Annotated in this window: 19 protein-coding genes; 10 read left to right on the top strand and 9 right to left on the bottom strand. The window is 63.1% G+C overall.

What is annotated here, in order from left to right:
* Nucleotides 1-9: 9 nt before the first annotated feature.
* Genes V1292_RS17470 through soxA form a run of 5 tightly spaced genes read left to right on the top strand, consistent with a single transcriptional unit; the run spans nucleotide 10 to nucleotide 3,308 of the window.
* The gene (locus V1292_RS17470; protein WP_334373961.1) at nucleotides 10-1,275 is read left to right on the top strand and encodes an FCSD flavin-binding domain-containing protein; all 1,266 of its coding nucleotides are present in this window, start codon (nucleotides 10-12) and stop codon (nucleotides 1,273-1,275) included.
* 13 nt (nucleotides 1,276-1,288) lie between these two features.
* A complete protein-coding gene (soxX, locus tag V1292_RS17465) occupies nucleotides 1,289-1,726 on the top strand; it encodes a sulfur oxidation c-type cytochrome SoxX (protein WP_334373960.1) in 438 nt (145 codons plus the stop codon).
* Nucleotides 1,727-1,735: 9 nt separating this feature from the next.
* Nucleotides 1,736-2,215, top strand: a complete 480-nt coding sequence (locus tag V1292_RS17460) for a SoxY-related AACIE arm protein (RefSeq protein ID WP_334373959.1) — start codon at nucleotides 1,736-1,738, stop codon at nucleotides 2,213-2,215.
* Nucleotides 2,215-2,535 carry a thiosulfate oxidation carrier complex protein SoxZ gene (soxZ, locus tag V1292_RS17455; protein ID WP_334373958.1) on the top strand — a complete coding sequence of 107 codons (321 nt, stop codon included), beginning with the start codon at nucleotides 2,215-2,217 and terminating at the stop codon, nucleotides 2,533-2,535. The genes V1292_RS17460 and soxZ overlap by 1 nt, the downstream gene beginning before the upstream one ends.
* Nucleotides 2,532-3,308 carry a sulfur oxidation c-type cytochrome SoxA gene (gene soxA / locus V1292_RS17450; RefSeq protein WP_334373957.1) on the top strand — a complete coding sequence of 259 codons (777 nt, stop codon included), beginning with the start codon at nucleotides 2,532-2,534 and terminating at the stop codon, nucleotides 3,306-3,308. Before soxZ ends, soxA begins: the two co-directional genes overlap by 4 nt.
* Before the next feature lie 157 nt (nucleotides 3,309-3,465).
* Here soxA and V1292_RS17445 read toward each other — a convergent pair whose 3' ends face one another.
* On the bottom strand, nucleotides 3,466-4,239 hold the full coding sequence (locus V1292_RS17445; RefSeq protein ID WP_334373956.1) for a ferredoxin--NADP reductase: 774 nt from the start codon (nucleotides 4,237-4,239) through the stop codon (nucleotides 3,466-3,468).
* Nucleotides 4,240-4,384: 145 nt separating this feature from the next.
* Here V1292_RS17445 and V1292_RS17440 point away from each other — a divergent pair, with 145 nt between their 5' ends.
* The 5 genes from V1292_RS17440 to V1292_RS17420 all read left to right on the top strand — a co-directional run bounded on the left by V1292_RS17440 (nucleotide 4,385) and on the right by V1292_RS17420 (nucleotide 9,952).
* Nucleotides 4,385-5,584 (top strand): amidohydrolase family protein, encoded by a 1,200-nt coding sequence (locus V1292_RS17440; RefSeq protein WP_334373955.1) that lies wholly within the window; start codon nucleotides 4,385-4,387, stop codon nucleotides 5,582-5,584.
* Between the two features lie 230 nt (nucleotides 5,585-5,814).
* Nucleotides 5,815-7,374 carry an SUMF1/EgtB/PvdO family nonheme iron enzyme gene (locus V1292_RS17435; RefSeq protein WP_334373954.1) on the top strand — a complete coding sequence of 520 codons (1,560 nt, stop codon included), beginning with the start codon at nucleotides 5,815-5,817 and terminating at the stop codon, nucleotides 7,372-7,374.
* 16 nt (nucleotides 7,375-7,390) lie between these two features.
* Entirely contained in the window at nucleotides 7,391-7,816 is a 426-nt protein-coding gene (locus tag V1292_RS17430) for a DUF4399 domain-containing protein (protein ID WP_334373953.1), read from the top strand.
* A 66-nt stretch (nucleotides 7,817-7,882) separates the two neighbouring features.
* Nucleotides 7,883-9,283, top strand: coding sequence for a selenium-binding protein SBP56-related protein (locus tag V1292_RS17425; RefSeq protein ID WP_334373952.1), 1,401 nt, complete (start codon nucleotides 7,883-7,885; stop codon nucleotides 9,281-9,283).
* A gap of 3 nt (nucleotides 9,284-9,286) precedes the next feature.
* Nucleotides 9,287-9,952, top strand: a complete 666-nt coding sequence (locus V1292_RS17420) for a hypothetical protein (RefSeq protein ID WP_334373951.1) — start codon at nucleotides 9,287-9,289, stop codon at nucleotides 9,950-9,952.
* Between the two features lie 224 nt (nucleotides 9,953-10,176).
* Here V1292_RS17420 and V1292_RS17415 read toward each other — a convergent pair whose 3' ends face one another.
* From V1292_RS17415 to V1292_RS17380, 8 genes are all read right to left on the bottom strand, one after another.
* Nucleotides 10,177-10,632 (bottom strand): MarR family winged helix-turn-helix transcriptional regulator, encoded by a 456-nt coding sequence (locus V1292_RS17415; RefSeq protein ID WP_171577799.1) that lies wholly within the window; start codon nucleotides 10,630-10,632, stop codon nucleotides 10,177-10,179.
* Between the two features lie 28 nt (nucleotides 10,633-10,660).
* Nucleotides 10,661-11,365 (bottom strand): ABC transporter ATP-binding protein, encoded by a 705-nt coding sequence (locus V1292_RS17410; protein ID WP_334373950.1) that lies wholly within the window; start codon nucleotides 11,363-11,365, stop codon nucleotides 10,661-10,663.
* Nucleotides 11,362-12,153, bottom strand: coding sequence for an ABC transporter ATP-binding protein (locus V1292_RS17405; protein ID WP_334373949.1), 792 nt, complete (start codon nucleotides 12,151-12,153; stop codon nucleotides 11,362-11,364). The genes V1292_RS17410 and V1292_RS17405 overlap by 4 nt, the downstream gene beginning before the upstream one ends.
* Nucleotides 12,150-14,039, bottom strand: a complete 1,890-nt coding sequence (locus tag V1292_RS17400) for an ABC transporter permease (protein WP_334373947.1) — start codon at nucleotides 14,037-14,039, stop codon at nucleotides 12,150-12,152. Before V1292_RS17400 ends, V1292_RS17405 begins: the two co-directional genes overlap by 4 nt.
* Before the next feature lie 173 nt (nucleotides 14,040-14,212).
* The gene (locus V1292_RS17395) at nucleotides 14,213-15,424 is read right to left on the bottom strand and encodes an ABC transporter substrate-binding protein (protein ID WP_334373946.1); all 1,212 of its coding nucleotides are present in this window, start codon (nucleotides 15,422-15,424) and stop codon (nucleotides 14,213-14,215) included.
* A 23-nt stretch (nucleotides 15,425-15,447) separates the two neighbouring features.
* Nucleotides 15,448-16,032 carry an amino acid synthesis family protein gene (locus V1292_RS17390; RefSeq protein WP_334373945.1) on the bottom strand — a complete coding sequence of 195 codons (585 nt, stop codon included), beginning with the start codon at nucleotides 16,030-16,032 and terminating at the stop codon, nucleotides 15,448-15,450.
* Nucleotides 16,033-16,051: 19 nt separating this feature from the next.
* Entirely contained in the window at nucleotides 16,052-16,960 is a 909-nt protein-coding gene (locus V1292_RS17385; protein WP_334373944.1) for a UPF0280 family protein, read from the bottom strand.
* Complete coding sequence (locus tag V1292_RS17380; protein ID WP_334373943.1) at nucleotides 16,957-18,402, bottom strand: 6-hydroxynicotinate reductase; 1,446 nt, start codon at nucleotides 18,400-18,402, stop codon at nucleotides 16,957-16,959. The genes V1292_RS17385 and V1292_RS17380 overlap by 4 nt, the downstream gene beginning before the upstream one ends.
* Nucleotides 18,403-18,452: the final 50 nt, after the last annotated feature.

The following is an 18,452-nucleotide window of genomic DNA, read 5'->3' as shown; positions in this document are numbered from 1 at the left end:
AGCCGTCGCATGAGCCGCCGGAAGTTCTGTAGCGCCAGCGCGGCCGCCGCAGTGACGGCCTTGGTGTCTCCGCTGCCCGCGTTGGCGCAATCCGCGGCGCGCATCGTCGTGATCGGCGGCGGTTTCGGCGGTGCGAGTTGTGCGCGCGCGCTGAAACAGATCGATCCGAAATTGCAGGTCACGCTGGTCGAGCCGAACCGGACCTTCATCGCCTGCCCGTTCAGCAACAATGTTGTTGCCGGCCTGCGTTCGCTCGAGCAACAAAAATTCGGTTATGACAAGGTCGCCGCCAGCGGCATCACCGTGGTGGCGCTGGAAGCAACGACCATCAATGCAGCGGCGCGGACCGTGGGGCTCGCCGACGGCACCTCGCTCGCCTACGACCGCCTGGTGCTGTCTCCCGGAATCGAACTGCGTTTCGACGCCCTGTCGGGCTACGACGAAGCCGCCGCGGCGAAGATGCCGCATGCCTGGAAAGCAGGCGAGCAGACGCTGTTGCTGCGCAAGCAACTCGAGGCCATGGACGATGGCGGCCTGGTGGTGATCGCAGCTCCCGCCAACCCTTTCCGTTGTCCGCCGGGACCTTACGAACGGGCCTGCCTGATTGCGCATTATCTGAAGACCAGGAAGCCGCGTTCGAAGCTGATCATCCTTGACGCAAAAGACACCTTCTCCAAGCAGCGTCTGTTTCAGAACGCCTGGAAGGAGCTTTACCCGGGGATGATCGAATGGATATCGCTATCGCAGGGCGGCAAGGTGAATGCCGTCGATCCGGCGACCAACACTCTGATCACGGATTTCGGCAATCACACCGCCCAGGTGGCCAACGTTATTCCGCCGCAACGGGCCGGCCGCATCGCGGCGATCGCGGGCGCGACCGATAACACCGGCTGGTGCGCGATCGATCCTGTCACTTTCGAATCCAGATCGGCGCCGAACATCCATGTCATCGGCGATGCCTGTCTCGCCGGCGCGATGCCAAAATCCGCGTTCTCGGCGAATGCGCAGGCCAAGACTTGCGCAAACGCGATAGCCACACTGGTCGCCGGCGGATCGCCAGCCGCGCCGAAACTGATCAATACGTGCTACAGTCTGGCAGCACCCGACTATGGCATCTCGATTGCCGGTGTATACCATCCGAAGAATGGATCGCTTGCCGACGTTGAAGGCGCCGGCGGCGTTAGTCCGCTGGAGGCGTCACGCGATTTCCGCGCCCGCGAGGCCGACTATGCGCAATCCTGGTTCGCGACCATTACGGCGGAAGTCTTTGGCTAGACGCACCTATCGCATGTTGGATCCGATTCTTGCTGGAGCTCTCCTCGTGCTGCCCGGCTGCGCCGCCGCAACGGAACTGCGCAGCTATGCCGTCATTGACGATGCCATTCCGCAGTCACTGACGGGCACGGCCGGCGATGCGACGCGCGGCCGCGCCCTCGTCGTCGAACGTTCCAGCACTTGCATCCTGTGCCACAACGGCCCATTTCCCGAACAGAAATTCCAGGGCGACCTGGCGCCTGACCTTTCTGGTTCCGGCAGCCGCTGGTCCGAAGGTCAGCTTCGGCTTCGGTTGGTGGATGCCTCTCGTCTCAATGCCGAGACGATCATGCCGTCCTATTACCGCGTTGACGGCCTCACTCGCGTCGGGACGCTGTGGCGCGGCAAGCCGATCCTGTCGGCCGAACAGATCGAGGATATCGTGGCGTATCTCGCAAGCTTACGCGAATAGGAAGGTCCGATGCATTCACCACCGAATTCGACACGCCGCCAGTTTCTCGGCCTCGCCGGAGCGGCAGCCGTGCTTGGCACGGCCCCCGTCGTCACGCTTCGACCTGCCGAGGCGACGCCCGAGATGCTCGCTTCCGCCATCCGCAATGTCACCGGCGGGGCTGCGGTGAAAACCGGCAAGGTCAAGCTCGACGTGCCGCCCTTGGTCGAGAACGGCAATACCGTGCCGCTGACGGTGAGTGTCGCTCACCCGATGGCGCCGGAGGACCACGTCAGCAGCATCCACGTGTTCAACGAGAAAAATCCGCAGCCGAACGTCGCCAACTTCCACCTCGGCCCCCATGCCGGCCGCGCGCAGGTTTCGACCCGCATTCGCCTCACCGACAGCCAGAAGGTGGTCGCGATCGCCAAACTCTCGGACGGGTCGTTCTGGTCGGCCAGCGTCGACGTTGTGGTGACACTGGCGGCCTGCACCGAGGAGGTGATCTGATGGCTTCCGCGCTGATCAACGTTCCGGCCAAAGCCAAACGCGGCGACATCATCGAGATCAAGACGCTGATGTCGCACATCATGGAGTCGGGCTTTCGCCATAGGGCGTCAGGTGAAGCTGTGCCGCGCGACATCATCACGAGCTTTACGTGCCGCTTTAATGGCACTGAAATCTTCCGCGCCGATTTGTTCCCGGCGATTGCCGCCAACCCGTTCTTCTCCTTCTTCACGACCGTGACCGAAAGCGGCAACTTCGAGTTCGAATGGATTGGCGACAAGGGTTTTTCCGAAACCGCTTCCGCCTCGATCTCGGTCGAATGAGATTTTTGGGCGCCATAGCCGCCGCATTGCTGCTGGTGGTGGGCGCCGTCGCAGCTGCCGAGATCCCGCAAGCCGACCGCCGTTCCGGCTACAGCTTCATGAAGCCGGACACAAAAACGATGCAGGACGACGACACCGCCAATCCCGGCATGCTCTGGGTGCTCAATGGCGAGACACTGTGGAACCGCAAGACGGGCGCCGCCGACAAAGCGTGCGCCGATTGCCATGGCAATGCACGCGCAAGCATGAAGGGCGTGGCCGCCCGCCACCCCGCGTTCGACAAGGCAACCAGCCGCCCCATCGATCTGGAACAGCGCATCAATTCGTGCCGCAGCAACCACCAACAGGCGACGCCGCTGCCGTTCGAGAGCCGCGAGCTGCTGGCGCTGACAGCCTTTGTCGCGCGGCAATCACAGGGGGCTCCGATCGAAACCGGAGCCGACCTGCAGCTCGCGCCGTTCGTCGCCAAAGGACGCGAGCTCTACATGCAGCGGCAGGGCCAGCTCAACCTCGGCTGCACCAATTGCCATGACGACAATTGGGACAAGCGGCTCGCCGGCGCCGCGATCACACAAGGACATCCGACCGGCTACCCGCTCTACCGGCTGGAATGGCAATCGCTTGGCTCGCTGCAGCGCCGGCTGCGCGCCTGCATCACCGGCATCCGCGCGCAGGCCTATGATTACGGCGCGCCGGAACTGGTTGAACTGGAATTATACCTGATGTCGCGGGCGCGCGGGATGCCGATGGAAGCGCCGGCGGTGCGGCCTTAGCTCTACCTCCTCTTGGTGAGGAGCGCGTAGCGGGTCCCCTCACCATGGGCCCGGACTCAAAATTGCGAAAACAACCCCATGCAAAGTAGAATGGGCCGCCGCTGGGCAGCACGCGCGCTGCTTGCCGGGATACGAGATGGTCTGTCGTCCCGGCGCCTTACCGCTCCGCGAACGCCTTCTCGACCACGAACTGGGCCGGCTCGCCGTGGTTGCCCTCGACAAAGCCACGGCCGCCCAGCAGCGCGCGGGTATCCGTCACCAGCGCCGGGCTGCCGCAGATCATGACGCGGTCATGGGCCGGATCGAGCGTGGCCAGCCCGATGTCGGCGAACAGCTTGCCGGAAGTGATCAAGTCGGTGATGCGGCCGCGGTTGCGGAAGGGATCGCGGGTCACGGTCGGGTAGTAGATCAACTGGTTGCGGATGTAGTCGCCGATCAGCTCGTCGTTCGGCAGCTTTTCGGTAATCATCTCGCCATAGGCGAGCTCGGCAACGCGGCGGCAGCCGTGCAGCAGCACCACTTTCTCGAACCGCTCATAGGTCTCGGGATCCTTGATCACCGAGAGGAACGGGGCCAGCCCGGTGCCGGTGCCGATCAGATAGAGGTTGCGGCCGTCTTCGAGGTTGTCGATGACCAGCGTGCCGGTCGCCTTGCGGCTGACGATGATCTCGTCGCCCTGCTTTAAATGCTGGAGCCGCGAGGTGAGCGGGCCATCCGGTACCTTGATCGAGAAGAATTCGAGCCGGTCCTCGTAATTGGCGCTGGCGACCGAGTAGGCGCGAAGCAGCGGCTTCTCGCCGACCTTCAAGCCGATCATCGTGAATTCGCCATTGCGGAAACGGAACGAGGGATCGCGGGTGGTGGTGAAGCTGAACAGCGTATCGGTCCAGTGATGGACGCTCAGCACGCTTTCCTGGTTGAAATTGCTCATCGCACCGTTCCCTGACCTGCAAGACTGATTGACCGGTCCAATCATTCGTATACGATCATTCGTATACAAACAAATAATCCAGCTTGATCCGATCGTCAAGCCGGGCAGAATGTCCGGCGAAGGCATTGAAGCAAAAGGAAAAACCATGGCCCACGACGCACCGCAGGCGACCGGTCCGAGCAAGCTGGTGATCCGCAATATCGGGCTCGTGCTATCGGGGGCGTTGGAAAAGCCGATCCTGGATGCCGACACGATCGTGGCTGAGAACGGCAAGATCACAGCCATCGGCCGCTTCAAGGACTGCAATACCGAGGGCGCCACCACGACAGTCGATGCCAACGGCACCACCGTCGCGCCCGGATTGATCGACAGCCACGTCCATCCCGTCGCCGGCGACTGGACGCCGCGGCAGAACCAGATCAACTGGATCGACAGCTATCTCCATGGCGGCGTCACCACCATGATCTCGGCGGGCGAGGTCCACATGCCCGGCCGCCCGCGCGACGTCGTGGGCCTGAAGGCGATGGCGATCTTTGCGCAGCGCGCGTTTTGGACGCTGCGGCCAGGCGGGGTGAAGGTGCATGCCGGCGCGCCGGTCATCGAGTGCGAGATGGTCGAGGACGATTTCAAGGAAATGGCCGCGGCCGGCGTCAAGCTGCTCGGCGAGGTCGGCCTTGGCGGCGTCAAGGACGGCCCGACCGCGCGCAAGATGGTCGGCTGGGCCCGCAAATACGGCATTCAGAGCACGATTCACACTGGCGGACCTTCAATTCCCGGCTCCGGCCTGATCGACAAGGACGTGGTGCTGGAAGCCGACACCGACGTGGTGGGTCACATCAACGGCGGCCATACCGCGCTGCCCGACGACCAGATCCGCTGCATCTGCGAGGGCTGCAAGCGCGGATTGGAGCTGGTTCACAACGGCAACGAGCGCTCGGCGCTGTTCACGTTGCGCACCGCGCGCGAGATGGGTGACCTCCATCGCGTCATCCTCGGCACCGACGCGCCGGCTGGGTCCGGCGTGCAGCCGCTCGGCATTTTGCGAATGGTCTCGATGCTGTCGTCACTCGGCGAACTGCCGGCCGAACTCGCCTTCTGCCTTGCGACCGGCAATACCGCGCGCATGCGCGAACTCGATTGCGGGATCATCGAAATCGGCCGCTCCGCGGACTTCGTCCTGATGGACAAGGCCCAGCATTCCCCCGGCAAGAACATTCTGGAGAGCGTGCAACTCGGCGACCTCCCCGGCATCGGCATGACCATCATCGATGGCATCGTCCGCACCCAGCGCAGCCGCAACACGCCGCCCGCCGGCAAGGTGCCGGAGATCGTCAGCGGGCATTGATGCCGGTCGCCCTGCGAGTGCGCCGGGCGACTATGCCCTCGAACGCGATGACCAAATTGCCGGTCAGGCCTCATTTTTTGTGAGCTCACTCACACTTAGCCCTTACGAACCGCGTGGAACCCGCGCACGGCTGCTTGCGGCGAACAGCCACCATGGTACGCTGCAGGTGCTGGAAAGATTGCTTGCCTCATACTGTATTTGTATTTGACAGTTGGGAGCCAATCCAAGCCATGGCCCAAATTCGAGACATCAAGTCAGGCCGAACTGGTGAGCCCTCGCCAGAGCCAATGCCACGCCGCCTCGCGGCCATCGTGGCAGGCGACATCTCCGGTTACAGCCGTCTAATGCAGATCGACGAGGAAGGGACGCACAATCGCGTCAAGAGGATCGAGCGCGATCTCATCGAACCCAGCATCAGAGAGCATCACGGCAGGCTGGTCAAAACCACGGGCGATGGCTTCATCGCCATTTTCGACAGCCCGGTCGAAGCCGTCCGATCCAGCATCGTGATCCAGCAAAATCTGGTTGGCCGCAATGCATCGCTGCCCAAGCATCATTGGATCGAATATCGGATTGGCGTCAATCTTGGCGACGTGATTATCGAGACCGACGACGTCTATGGCGACGGCGTCAATATTGCCACGCGGCTTGAGGGCATAGCCCATCCCGGCGAAGTCTATATCTCCGGCGGCATTTATGAGCAGATAAAGCACAAGCTGGTTTGCGGATACGAGTCGCTCGGTGATCGAAAAGTCAAGAACATCACCGATCCCGTTCGGGTCTACCGCGTGCTTCCCGACCCCTCCGCCCTTAACGCATATCGGAACCGGCGCGAACGCGTTCTGATCCTCTTGCTCGGCATTGCGATGCTGACCATTGCGATCGGCTCTCTCTGGTACATGTTCGCACAGCCTCGCAAGGCGATAAATCAGGCGTCGGCTCCCGTTTCATCTCCGACGGAAGCGCCGAAGGCGCCTGCGCCAGCCGCGAAACAACGAGCGCCGGCGCCCCAACCTTCTCCTTCACCAACTCAACAACAGGCGGCGCCGCTACCGCCGCCGGCGCCTCCCGCACCCGAGACTCCGCCGACGAAGCAAGCGGCTGCGCCGGTTCGAGAACCCGAGATGATTTCGCTTCGGGGTGGCAGCTTCGCCATGGGCAGCAACGAAGACGTTTCGGAAAGGCCGGTCCGTCAGGTAACGGTCAAGCCATTTGCGATGGGGAAATTTCCCGTCACCGTGCAGGAATGGAACGCATGCGCCGCCGCAAAGGCATGCGAATTCACGGCAGCCGGAAAGGACGATGCGCCTGTTACAAACATAAGCTGGAGCGATGCCAAGCAATATGTCGCGTGGCTCGCGGAAACCACCGGAAAACCATATCGACTGCCGAGCGAAGCCGAATGGGAATATGCGGCGCGCGGCGGCACGCAGACCCGATACTGGTGGGGCGATCAGTTTCAACCCGGCATGGTCAATTGCAAGAACTGCAGCGACATTCCAGCGGCCGACCAGCCGGTGAAGGTCGGCAGCCTCAAGCAAAATCCTTTTGGGCTGTTTGATATGGGCGGCGGCGTCGATCAATGGGTCGAAGATTGCTGGCACAGAAATTATCAGGGCGCGCCAGGAGACGGGTCAGCATGGGTCGAGAATGCCTGTTCCTCGCATGTCATCCGCTCCGGCTCCTGGAGGAAGGACTCAGACTATGCCCGCGTATCAAACCGCGGCAGCTATGACACCAACGTGCGATATCCCACCCACGGGTTCCGCATCGCGCTGTCTCCCAAGTAGTCTTAAGAGGGCGGTCATGAAGTTCACGCAGTGGATCGCTCTCTCAGCGGCGCTCACTTGCCTGCCGTTCGCCGCGTATGCTCAAGGGAAGCCCTCACACAAGGAGGCCCTTCTCTATTTCGTGTGGCCGCAGAACGGCGCCGTCATCAAGGGCGGATTTTGGTGCCGCTTTGGTCTGCGCAACATGGGCGTAACCCACGCGGGCGACAACTACCCAAACAGCGGCCACCATCACCTGCTGATCGATGTGAATGAACCGCTCAATCCCAATGAAGAGATTCCGCAGGACAAATCGCACCTTCATTTTGGCGCGGGCCAGACCGAAGCCCGGATCGAGCTTCCGCCCGGCAAGCACACGCTTCAGCTCGTGCTGGGCGACGCCGGCCACTATCCGCACAATCCTCCGGTAGTCTCGAAGAAAATTACCATCACGGTCAAATAAAGCGGAGCCCCCTCCGCCGACTTTAATCATTCTTGGAATCCGTCCAGACAAACAGGGAGGAGTACGATGAACATTCGGCCCGATCCCACGTTTCACGCTTCGCCAAAGCTTGCCATGGAAGCTCCGCCAGAGAGCTTCGCCTATACCGTGCTGCTCAGCCCGGATGCTTCAAAGCCGGACGCCCTCGCCGTGATCGACGTCAAGCCAGGCTCCTCGACCTACGGCCAGATCGTTCACACCGTGACGATGCCCAACAAGGGCGACGAGTTTCATCATTTCGGCTGGAACGCCTGCTCGTCGGCGCTATCGCCGCTCACCGGGCATGCCTTCCTCGAGCGCCGCTATCTCATCATTCCCGGCATGCGGTCGTCCCGCATCTATATCGTCGACACCAAGCCCGACCCCACCAAGGCGGCGATACACAAGATCATCGAGCCTGAAGAGATCTTCAGGAAGACCGGATATTCGCGGCCCCACACCGTTCATTGCGGGCCTGAAGGCATTTACGTCTCTACGCTCGGCGGCAGCGGCAAGGACGGCACCGATGGACCGCCCGGCGTCTTTATCATGGACTGCGAGACCTTCGAGGTCCTCGGACGGTGGGAGATCGATCGCGGCCCTCAGACAATGCACTATGATTTCTGGTGGAATCTGCCACGCGACTACATGGTGACGAGCGAGTGGGGGTTGCCGCCGCAGTTCGAGAACGGAATCGTGCCGGAGGATCTGCTCTCGAACAAGTACGGTCACCATATTCACTTCTGGGATCTGCGGGCCCGGCGAAACGTGCAGACGATCGATCTCGGGGCCAATCACCAGATGGGGCTGGAAGTGCGTCCCGCGCATGATCCAGTTCGCGAATACGGCTTTCTGGGCACCGTGGTCGACACCACTAACCTCGAAGGCTCGATCTGGACCTGGTGGCGCGAGGGCGGCAAGTTTCACGTCGAGAAGACGGCGACGATTCCACCCGAGCCGGCGGCGAAGGAACAATTGCCGCCGCTGCTGCAGGGCTTTGGCGCCGTGCCGCCGCTGGTGACTGACATCGACTTGTCGATGGATGACAAATTCCTCTATGTCGCCTGCTGGGGCACCGGCGAGATGCGTCAATATGATGTCCGCGAGCCGCGAAAGCCGAAGCTTGCCGGCTCGGTGCACATCGGCGGCATCGCGCGCCGCACGCCGCACCCGAACGGCAAGGCATTTGCAGGCGGCCCGCAGATGGTCGAGATCAGCCGCGACGGCAGGCGGGTGTACTGGACCAACTCGCTGTACTCGACATGGGACGACCAGTTTTATCCCGATGGCGTCCCGGGAGCCATGGTGATGGCCAATGCGAAGCCGGACGGTGGTCTCGAACTGGCGAGCAATTACTGGGTCAACTTCCCCGACGGTTACCGCGCGCATCAGATCCGGCTCGACGGCGGCGACTGTTCGACGGATTCGTTCTGCTATCCGTCGGTTTGAAATTTGAGTGCAGCCGACTGGACACCGGCCTGGCTCTGGTTGGCTGTCATCGCGAGCGGCCTTTACCACGGCGTCAACCCGGGCATGGGCTGGCCGCTCGCCGTTTCGGCTGGACTGATGGAGCGGAGCCCGCGTGCGCTGGTGGCCGCACTTGGGCCGCTCACGGCCGGCCATCTGCTCGCTATGCTGCTCGTACTCCTTCCCTTCGCGCTGCTCGTTGCCATCGTCGAGTGGCAGCGCACGATCCAGATCGGCGCCAGCGTCCTTGTTATCGCCTTCGGCCTGTTCCGGTTGGCCAACCGGCGCCATCCAAAAGTCCTCGCGCGGATATCGCCGGCGCAACTGGGGCTTTGGTCTTTTGCCGTGGCGCTGGCACATGGCGCCGCGCTGATGCTGGTGCCGATCTATCTCGGGCTCTGCCGGCAAGCCGAGCTCGACGGCGGCCACGCGGCCGCCGGCACTCTCATCAACGCCAATCTCGGCATGGCCGTGCTGGTTGCCACCGTCCACGCCATCGCGATGGTCGCCGCCGGCGGAGTTTGCGCGTGGATCGCCTACCGCTATCTCGGCCTCCAGTTCATATCGCAGAGCTGGTTCAACCTGGATACATCCTGGGCATTGAGCCTCATTCTGGTGGGCGCCATAGCGCTGGTGCTGGCCCTGATCTAGCGCACGGTGATTTTTGGTTAGATCGATTTGGCCGCAGACGCGCTTCACCTCTCCCGCTTGCGGGGGAGGTCGGCGCGAAGCGCCGGGTGGGGGCTCTCTCCACGCGGGCAGTGTCCCCTGCGGAGACACCCCCACCCCAGCCCTCCCCCGCAAGCGGGAGAGGGAGCGCACCTTCTTCGTGGTCGCAATCAAACCCAATTTCATCAAGCTCTAGCGCGGATCTTTCACCGCAGCTTGTCGAGCAGCGCGATCAGCGTCTCGCGCTCTTTTGCGTCGAGCGGCGCCAGCGTCTCGCGGCTGATAGCCAGCGCATTCGGCGCGGCCTTCTCGGCCAGTTGCTGGCCGGCGCGTGTCAGACTCACGAGCAGGCGGCGGCCGTCCTCGGGATCCGGGCTGGTCTCGGTCAGGCCGCGCGCGGTGAGGCGGTCGATCACGCCCTTGATGGTCGCCACATCCATCGCCGTCAGCCGCCCGAGCAGGTTCTGCGAGCATGGTCCGGTCTCGGTCAACTTGGCGAGCGCTGCCCATTGTGTCGGCGTCAGGTTGATGCCGATCTCGCGGGCGAAGATGGTGGCATGGCGCTGCCAGACCTGACGCAGGATGAAGCCGATCTGTTCGTCGAGAATGTAGGACGGGCGCGGCGGCTTGACGCTCCGTTTCGGCGAAACACTCCTTCCCATCTGCGTTCCCCGCCCTTCCCCTCGCCGATCACAGCGACAGATGCGCGTCCCGGACGTCCGGCCGCGCGTCGAGTTCGGCCATCGTGCCGCCGAAGCAAATCTTGCCACGCTCGATGATGTAGGCGCGGTCCGAAATCAGCCGCGCGAAATGCAGGTTCTGCTCCGAGACCACGATGCTGACGCCTTCCTTCTTCATCGCCAGGATGGCATCGACCATCTGTTCGACAATTTTCGGCGACAGCCCTTCCGACGGCTCGTCGAGCAGCACCAGCGTGGGATTGCCCATCAGGGTCCGCGCAATCGTCAGCATCTGCTGCTCGCCGCCGCTCATCCGCCCGCCCGGCCGATTACGCATCTCGCCGAGGTTCGGAAACAGCGTGAACAGCTTTTCGCGCGTCCAGTGCGGTGCGTTCGGCCGTTTTGGCTGGCGGCCGACTTCGAGATTTTCCTCAACCGTAAGATCAGTGAAGATGCGCCGCTCTTCCGGCACATAGCCGAGCCCGCTGCGCACGATCGCATGCGTCGGCTCGCGAGAGACATCCTTGCCCTCGAAGACGATCCGTCCCGAACGGCTCTCGACCAGGCCGACGATGGAGCGGAAGGTGGTCGACTTGCCGGCGCCGTTGCGGCCGAGCAAAGCCACTACTTCACCCTCGCCGACTTCGAGCGCGATATCGAACAGGATATGCGCCGGGCCGTAAAAGCTGTTGAGATCGGCGACCTGCAGCTTCATGCGCCGGCTCCCTCGCGATGACGCGCGTCGTAGACCAGTCCCTCGCCGAGATAGATCGCGCGCACCTGCGGATTGCCACGGACTTCCTCGGGCGAGCCTTCGGCGATCAGGCTGCCGCGGTTGAGCACCAGGATGCGGTCGGCATGTTCGAACACCACATCCATGTCGTGCTCGGTGAAGAGCACGCCGATTGCCTGTTCGCGGGCGATGCTTGCGGTCAGCCGCATCAGCTCGATCCGTTCGCGCGGCGCCATGCCAGCGGTGGGCTCATCCATCAGCAGCAGCCTGGGCTGGTTGGCGAGCGCGATCGCAAGCTCCAGTCGCTTGAGGTCGCCATAGGCAAGCTCACCGCACGGACGCTCGGCATAGGCGCCCATGCCGACGAGGTCGAGCAGCCGGCCCGCCTCCTCGCGGGCGTAAGCCGCGGTCGAGCCCCAGAGGTTGAACAATTGCCTGCCATACGACACGAGTGCGACCTGCACGTTCTCGCGCACGGTCATGGTCGGAAACGTCGCCGTGATCTGGAACGTGCGTCCGACGCCGAGCCGCCAGATCGCGCGCGGCTTGCGGCCGACCGTATCCTCGCCGAGCAGATGGATCCGCCCGCTGTCCGGCATGTTCTGGCCGTTGAGCATGTCGAAGCAGGTGCTTTTTCCCGCACCGTTGGGCCCGATCAGCGCCAGAATTTCGCCCGCACGCAGCTCGAACGACACGCTGCGCACCGCGTGCACGCCGCCATAGGATTTGCTTAAGGCCTCGACTGACAGCAATGTTGGGACCATGCTCATTCGGCAACCTCGATCCGGGAGGTGACCAGCGCAGATTTTTTGGCTTCGGAGGATCGCCGGCGATTCCGGATCGTCTCCAGCGTCCCGACGATCCCCTTGGGGAACGCCACCACCATCAGCACGATGAAGCCGCCCAGCACCAGTTTTGAGAGATCGGTCTGGCTGACCAGCCAGATGTTGGCCGCCTTGAACACGATGGCGCCGATCACCGCGCCGGAAACCGTCTCGACGCCGCCGAGCAGAACCATGACCAGCGCATCCACAGAGAGCGAGATGCCGACGCTGTCCGGGAAGACGCTTCCCTTCAGATAGGCGAACAATGCGCCGCCGATGCCCGCCACCGTTCCTGATATGACGAAAGCCGTCCACTGCACGCGCTTGCCATTGATGCCGATCGCCTCGCTACGCAGCGGCGAGTCCCGCGTTGCGCGCAGCGCAAAGCCAAACGGTGAGAACACCATCACCCGGAGCACAGTGACCACGAGCGCCGTGATGCCGAGCGACAACCAATAGAAATTAGCGGGGCTCGCCGCCCATCTCTCTGGCCACACACCCAAGATGCCGTTGTCGCCGCCGGTCACCTCGACCCACTGGAACGCGATCGACCAGACGATCTGCGCAAAGGCCAGCGTCAGCATCGCGAAATAGACGCCGGAGAGTTGCACGGCGAAGAAGCCGAATACCGCAGCACCCAGCAGCCCCAGCACCGGGCCGAGCAGCAGCGAAACGATCATCGGCAATCCCGCCGCCTTGGCGAGGAATGCGACGCCATAGGCGCCAAGCCCGAAATAGGCGGCATGGCCGAACGAGGCGAGCCCGCCGACCGACATCAGGAAATGCAGGCTGGCGGCGAAGATGACGAAGATCGCGATTTCCGATCCGACTGTCAGCGCGTAGTTGCCGGCAAACAACGGCATCGTGGCCGCAAGGACCAGTGCGCCCAGTGACATCAACCGTTCACCCGAGGTGAGCGGCCGCCACGGATTGACGGTCAGGCCCGGCGTGCGGCGCGCGATGGCTTCCGGCTTGCCGAACAGTCCCCACGGCCGCACGATCAGCACGACCGCCATCACCAGGAACACCAGGATGATGGAGATCTTCGGGAAAATGAGAATGCCGAAGGCGTTGAGTTCGGACACCAGGACGGCGGCGACGAAGGCACCGATGATGCTGCCGAGCCCGCCGATCACAACGACGACGAACACTTCGACGATGATGCGAAGGTCGAGCGCGTGATGCACCGCATCGCGCGGGATCTGCAACGCGCCGCCGAGCGCGGCCAAAAAGACGCCGAGCGCGAACACGCTGGTGAACAGCCATTTCTGATTAACCCCGAGCGCCGCCACCATGTCGCGATCCTGCGTCGCCGCGCGCACCAAGACGCCCCAGCGCGTGCGCTGGAACAGAAGCCACAGCACACCGAGCACGATCGGGCTGAGCGCGATCAGGAACAGGTCGTAGCTCGGAATGTTCTGGCCGAAAAAATCGACCGCGCCCTTGAAGCCGGGTGCGCGACGGCCGAGCAGATCGTCCGGGCCCCAGATCATCACGACGATGTCCTGAACCATCAAGGTGAGGCCGAATGTCGCCAGCAACTGGAATAGCTCCGGCGCATGATAGATCCGCCGCAGCAGCACCATCTCGACCAGCACGCCGATGATGGCAACGATCAGCGCCGCAACGACGATGCCGCCCCAGAAGCCGAGCGCGCCGGAAAACCGCTCGGTCAGCGTGAACGCGACATAGGCGCCGAGCATATAGAACGCGCCATGGGCAAAGTTCACGATCCGCGTCACGCCGAAGATGATCGACAGCCCCGACGCGACCAGAAACAGCGACGCCGCGCTGGCGAGACCGGTCAGGAACTGAACGAAGTAGAAAGCCATTGGCGGTCCGGGTTAGGGCAATCGTCAGAGCAGGACCCTCATCCTTCGAGACGGCGCTTCGCGCCTCCTCAGGATGAGGTCATAGATCGAGAGGTCCTCTTAGACCCTCATGGTGAGCAGCGCGGCATCGCCGCGCGGCTCGAACTATGAAGGCCCCCGACCTCAGCCAAAGCTCACTGCTTCGGGCGGAGCTTCTCCACTTCCGCATCGCTCGGGAGATAATCCGCGCCCTTGCGATAGACCGAGTTCACCATCACGCCCTTGCCGTCCTTCAGCGCGGTCTTGCCGACATAGGCCCCGAGCGTCGACTGGTGATCGATCTTGCGGAAGGTGATTTCGCCGAACGGGGACGGCATCGACAGGCCTTCGGTCGCGGCGATCAGCTTCTCCGGATCGGTTGAATTGGCTTTCGCAAGGATCGCCGCTGCCGCCTTGATGGTCTGGTAACCGACGATCGAGCCGAGGCGCGGATAGTCCTTGTACTTGGCCTGATAGGCTTTCAGGAACTTGTCGTGATCCGGCGTCTTGATGTCGTACCAGGGATAGCCCGTGACGATCCAACCCTCCGGCGTCTCATCCTTCAGCGGATCGAGATATTCCGGCTCGCCGGTGAGGAAGGACACTACCGAACGTCCCTTGAACAGGCCGCGGGTATTGCCTTCGCGCACGAGCTTCACCAGGTCGGCGCCAAAGGTGACGTTGAGGATCGCCTCGGGATTGGCCGCGGCGACCGCCTGCACCACCGGACCTGCATCGATCTTGCCCTGCGGCGGCCACTGCTCGTCGACCCACTGGATATCGGGCCGCTTCTCCGACATCAGCTTCTTGAACACCGCGACCGCCGACTGGCCGTATTCATAGTTCGGCGCAATCGTCGCCCAGCGCTTGGCCGGCAGCTTGGCGGCTTCCTCCACCAGCATCGCGGCCTGCATGTAGTTGGAGGGACGCAGGCGGAAGGTGTAGCGGTTGCCCTTCGACCAGGTGATGGCGTCGGTCAAAGGTTCTGCCGCGAGGAAGAACACCTTCTTCTGGTTGGCGAAGTCGGAGACGGCGAGACCAATGTTGGACAGGAACGTGCCGGCCAGCATCGCGACGTTCTCGCTCGAGACCAGCTCGTTGGCTGCGGTCTGCGCATCCGCCGGCTTGCCGCCGTCGTCCTTGGAAATGACGACCAGCTTCTTGCCGTTGATGCCGCCCGCGGCATTGATTTCCTCGACTGCGAGCTGCCAGCCCTTGCGGTAGGGTTCGGTGAAGGCCGGCAACAGCGAATAGCTGTTGATCTCGCCGATCTTGACTTCCTTGATCTCGCTCTGCGCCATGGCGCTGCCAGCCATGCCGGCGACCGCGATCGCCAATCCTGCTCCCAGCAAATGTCTCCGTCGCATCCCTACCTCCAATGTTGATCTCATTATCTCAAGCCGTCTTCGCCTTTGACTTCCGCAACCGTCAGCCCGCCGACACGCGGCAATGGCCTGCCGCTATCGGTGACGGCGACCGCGACCATGATCTCGTTGGCGCGGGGAGCATCGTTGATCTGCACTTCCATGCCGTCGAAATGACTGCGCACGAAAGCCGCGTCCTTGTGGCCGAGCGGAATATCCAGCGTCGTCCCTGGGCCGCTTCGTTTCTTCGACGACGGAATCAGCGCCGCGCCCTTGCCCAATACTTTCCGCACCGGTGCGCCCATTTTGGGATGCAAGATCGCTGCCGCATGCTCGAGTTCGCCGTTTTCTCCGACCGCAGCCGCTTTGCCGTAGCTGTGCGCCTTGCCGCCCTCAATGCCGAGCGCGGCAACTGCTCTCTTCGAGAGCAATTCGCCAAGCTCCTCGCCGATTTCGATCAAGGGCGAGAGATCCTCGACATACCGGCCTGCAAACGGATTGTCGATCACAGCGATCGCCGCGGCCCGCCGCGTCGGCGGTGCAATCTTCTGTCCCATCTCAAGATGGGTTTCCTCGACCACCGTGACAATCTTGCGAATAATCGCGCTCATCTGTCAGCCTCGCTCCCGATCAAACATGCGCTGTTCTTTCTGGTGCGTTTCCATGAAACGTTGGCAACGCGCCCGCCTTGATCCCTGTTGCACCCACCACGGCCGTCTCGCCTAGTAGACGCAAGGCCGCACCTTCGATCAATCCCGCCGCAAGCAATTGTTGTGCCCGGCTTACCCCTGCCCTTAACGCATCGTCGATCTCGCTTTCCCGGAGCACGCCGACGTCGCGGGTGACGAGGCGCGCGCCGAGGTCGCTGTCGGGCTGCAATTCATTGGCCGGACAGCGGATGATGGCGGGATGACCGGGCAGATCGACAGCATTGGCGATGATGGTCGCTGCGGCATCGGCTTGCGCCGCCGTTCGAGCCAGCACGGTAACGGCATCGGCAATCCCGAGCGAGAAACTACGGCCATGCCGCCCGCTGGTCGCGATGCCGCGTGCCGGATCATCGGCTTCGATAGTGATGGTTTGCATCACGCCACGATGGTTCGGTCGGTCCATCAGTCCCACCATGAACTGCTCGCCACCGGTCAAATGCAATGCGATGTCGCCGCCATTGTTGACGTAGGCACGATCGAGCCGCGCCGTGCCCAGCATCGCGCCAAGAATCTCCTCCGCGACGCTGCCCGCCACCGCCGCCATCGGCGTGATGAAGTGCGCGCCCGCAAACGGCGCCACCGCCGCATGCATGCGGCGCGCAACGACACCGTTCAGCGCGCTTCGCGCCGGATCGGCGGCTTTTCGAAGTTCGATCAACTCCTCGCAGAGTTCATCGAGCAGGCCGGTGAAGCGCCGCGCGGCGGCCTCATAAGCGGCGCGCACGTTGCCTTCACTTCCCTTCGCCTCGATGATCAGGTCGATCGGACCGTCCTGCAAATGCAGCCGCTTGCCGTCAGGAAGAAGCGCGATTTGCGGGAGCCGTTTCATGCGCGCCGTCCCGGCATGTTGGGCATCGGGCGGAACCCGCTGTTCTCCCGCAACGATGCCAGCGGGCGTACATGATCCATGTGGCCGCCGAGCGCCGCGTAATCGGACAGTTTCAGCGTGAACTCGATCGGCGCCACCAGCGCCGGCGTCGGCACATAGCCGAACGCGCCGGCCGGCATTTGCGTGACGTCGACCATGAAGGTGATGCCGCCGCCGGGCCAGACATAGACCGGCGCGCCGCCGCTGGTGACCCGCGTCAGCGCGTCCTTGACCGACCGCGTCAGCCGCACCGGATTGTCGGTAACGCCGGCGCGCAGCGAGCCGCCGGCGCCGCCCATGAACAGCACCGTGCACAGCGCCGGCTCGCAATTTTCCTGGATGCGCTCGACCGAGAACTGGAGGTCGGCCGGCATCTGCTTTTCGATCGGCCGCAACGCCTCGTCGAGTTGGTAATAGGCCGCGTGCTCGCCAGTGGTCGAGACCATCAGCATGGTGAGCCCAGGCCGCGCCTCCTTCGGATTGAACGGTCCCAGCACCGACAGCGGGTCGGAAATATTGGTGCCGCCCCACCCCGTCCCGGGATCGGCGACCTGGAAGTAACGGCCGGGCGTCGAGCGCCGGCCCTTCATCTTGATCCCGGTATCGGGAATATCGAGCAGCTTGCCAGCCTGGTGTTCCGAGAGCACGCCGGTGATGTGGTCGTCCACGACTACGACTTCGTCGACCTTGCCGTGCCATTGCTTGGCGAACATGCCGATGGTCGCCGAGCCGCAGCCTACCCGCATGCGCTCTTCGGCAACACCGTTGACGATCGGCGGATGGCCGGCCTGCACCACCACCGTGGCGCCGCCGTCGATCGTCAGTTCCACCGGCTTGCAGTTGGAAAGGTCCATCAGCGCGTCGCAGGTAACGCGGCCCTCCTTCTTGGAACCGCCGGTCAGATGATGCACGCCGCCGAGCGAAAGCATCTGCGAGCCATATTCGCTGGTCGTCACATGGCCGATCGCCTCGCCTTCCGCGCGGACGGTCGCCGTCTCGGGGCCGAGATAACGGTCGGTGTCGATCTTCACCTTGACGCCGCAATAGCTGAAAATGCCTTCGGTCACGACCGTGACCATGTCGACGCCGTCGATCTCCGATGACACGATGAAGGGCGCCGGCTTGTAATCGGGATAGGTTGTTCCGGCGCCGATCGCGGTGACGAACACGTTGGGCTCGTGGACGAGTTTGCCGTCCCAGTCGCCACCGGCCTGAAACGGCACCAGCCGCCCGCCGTGCGACACCGTTCGCTCCAGCACGATATGCGGATCGACGCGCACCAGCTCGCCATTATGGTTGGCATAGCGATCGCACGCACCTGCCGCGCCCGGCTTGATGTAGCACATCACCGGACAGGCATCGCAGCGGATCTTGTCGCCAGTGGCAACGGTCTCGTCAGTCATGAACAAGCCTGCAGTCGGGAAGGCGCCGATCATACCCCGTTTCTTCGCGG

It is taken from the genome of Bradyrhizobium sp. AZCC 1719, from assembly GCF_036924525.1.
Lineage (GTDB): Bacteria > Pseudomonadota > Alphaproteobacteria > Rhizobiales > Xanthobacteraceae > Bradyrhizobium.
Note: the sequence above shows the minus strand (reverse complement) of the source record. Positions and strands in the feature narration are given on the sequence as shown.

What these genes read in the sequence shown, in the direction of transcription:
- V1292_RS17470 (WP_334373961.1), top strand. Translation starts at nt 10, where the DNA reads ATGAGCCGCCGGAAGTTCTGTAGCGCCAGCGCGGCCGCCGCAGTGACG.
- soxX (WP_334373960.1), top strand. Translation starts at nt 1,289, where the DNA reads ATGTTGGATCCGATTCTTGCTGGAGCTCTCCTCGTGCTGCCCGGCTGC.
- V1292_RS17460 (WP_334373959.1), top strand. Translation starts at nt 1,736, where the DNA reads ATGCATTCACCACCGAATTCGACACGCCGCCAGTTTCTCGGCCTCGCC.
- soxZ (WP_334373958.1), top strand. Translation starts at nt 2,215, where the DNA reads ATGGCTTCCGCGCTGATCAACGTTCCGGCCAAAGCCAAACGCGGCGAC.
- soxA (WP_334373957.1), top strand. Translation starts at nt 2,532, where the DNA reads ATGAGATTTTTGGGCGCCATAGCCGCCGCATTGCTGCTGGTGGTGGGC.
- V1292_RS17445 (WP_334373956.1), bottom strand. Translation starts at nt 4,239, where the DNA reads ATGAGCAATTTCAACCAGGAAAGCGTGCTGAGCGTCCATCACTGGACC.
- V1292_RS17440 (WP_334373955.1), top strand. Translation starts at nt 4,385, where the DNA reads ATGGCCCACGACGCACCGCAGGCGACCGGTCCGAGCAAGCTGGTGATC.
- V1292_RS17435 (WP_334373954.1), top strand. Translation starts at nt 5,815, where the DNA reads ATGGCCCAAATTCGAGACATCAAGTCAGGCCGAACTGGTGAGCCCTCG.
- V1292_RS17430 (WP_334373953.1), top strand. Translation starts at nt 7,391, where the DNA reads ATGAAGTTCACGCAGTGGATCGCTCTCTCAGCGGCGCTCACTTGCCTG.
- V1292_RS17425 (WP_334373952.1), top strand. Translation starts at nt 7,883, where the DNA reads ATGAACATTCGGCCCGATCCCACGTTTCACGCTTCGCCAAAGCTTGCC.
- V1292_RS17415 (WP_171577799.1), bottom strand. Translation starts at nt 10,632, where the DNA reads ATGGGAAGGAGTGTTTCGCCGAAACGGAGCGTCAAGCCGCCGCGCCCG.
- V1292_RS17410 (WP_334373950.1), bottom strand. Translation starts at nt 11,365, where the DNA reads ATGAAGCTGCAGGTCGCCGATCTCAACAGCTTTTACGGCCCGGCGCAT.
- V1292_RS17405 (WP_334373949.1), bottom strand. Translation starts at nt 12,153, where the DNA reads ATGAGCATGGTCCCAACATTGCTGTCAGTCGAGGCCTTAAGCAAATCC.
- V1292_RS17400 (WP_334373947.1), bottom strand. Translation starts at nt 14,039, where the DNA reads ATGGCTTTCTACTTCGTTCAGTTCCTGACCGGTCTCGCCAGCGCGGCG.
- V1292_RS17395 (WP_334373946.1), bottom strand. Translation starts at nt 15,424, where the DNA reads ATGCGACGGAGACATTTGCTGGGAGCAGGATTGGCGATCGCGGTCGCC.
- V1292_RS17390 (WP_334373945.1), bottom strand. Translation starts at nt 16,032, where the DNA reads ATGAGCGCGATTATTCGCAAGATTGTCACGGTGGTCGAGGAAACCCAT.
- V1292_RS17385 (WP_334373944.1), bottom strand. Translation starts at nt 16,960, where the DNA reads ATGAAACGGCTCCCGCAAATCGCGCTTCTTCCTGACGGCAAGCGGCTG.
- V1292_RS17380 (WP_334373943.1), bottom strand. Translation starts at nt 18,402, where the DNA reads ATGACTGACGAGACCGTTGCCACTGGCGACAAGATCCGCTGCGATGCC.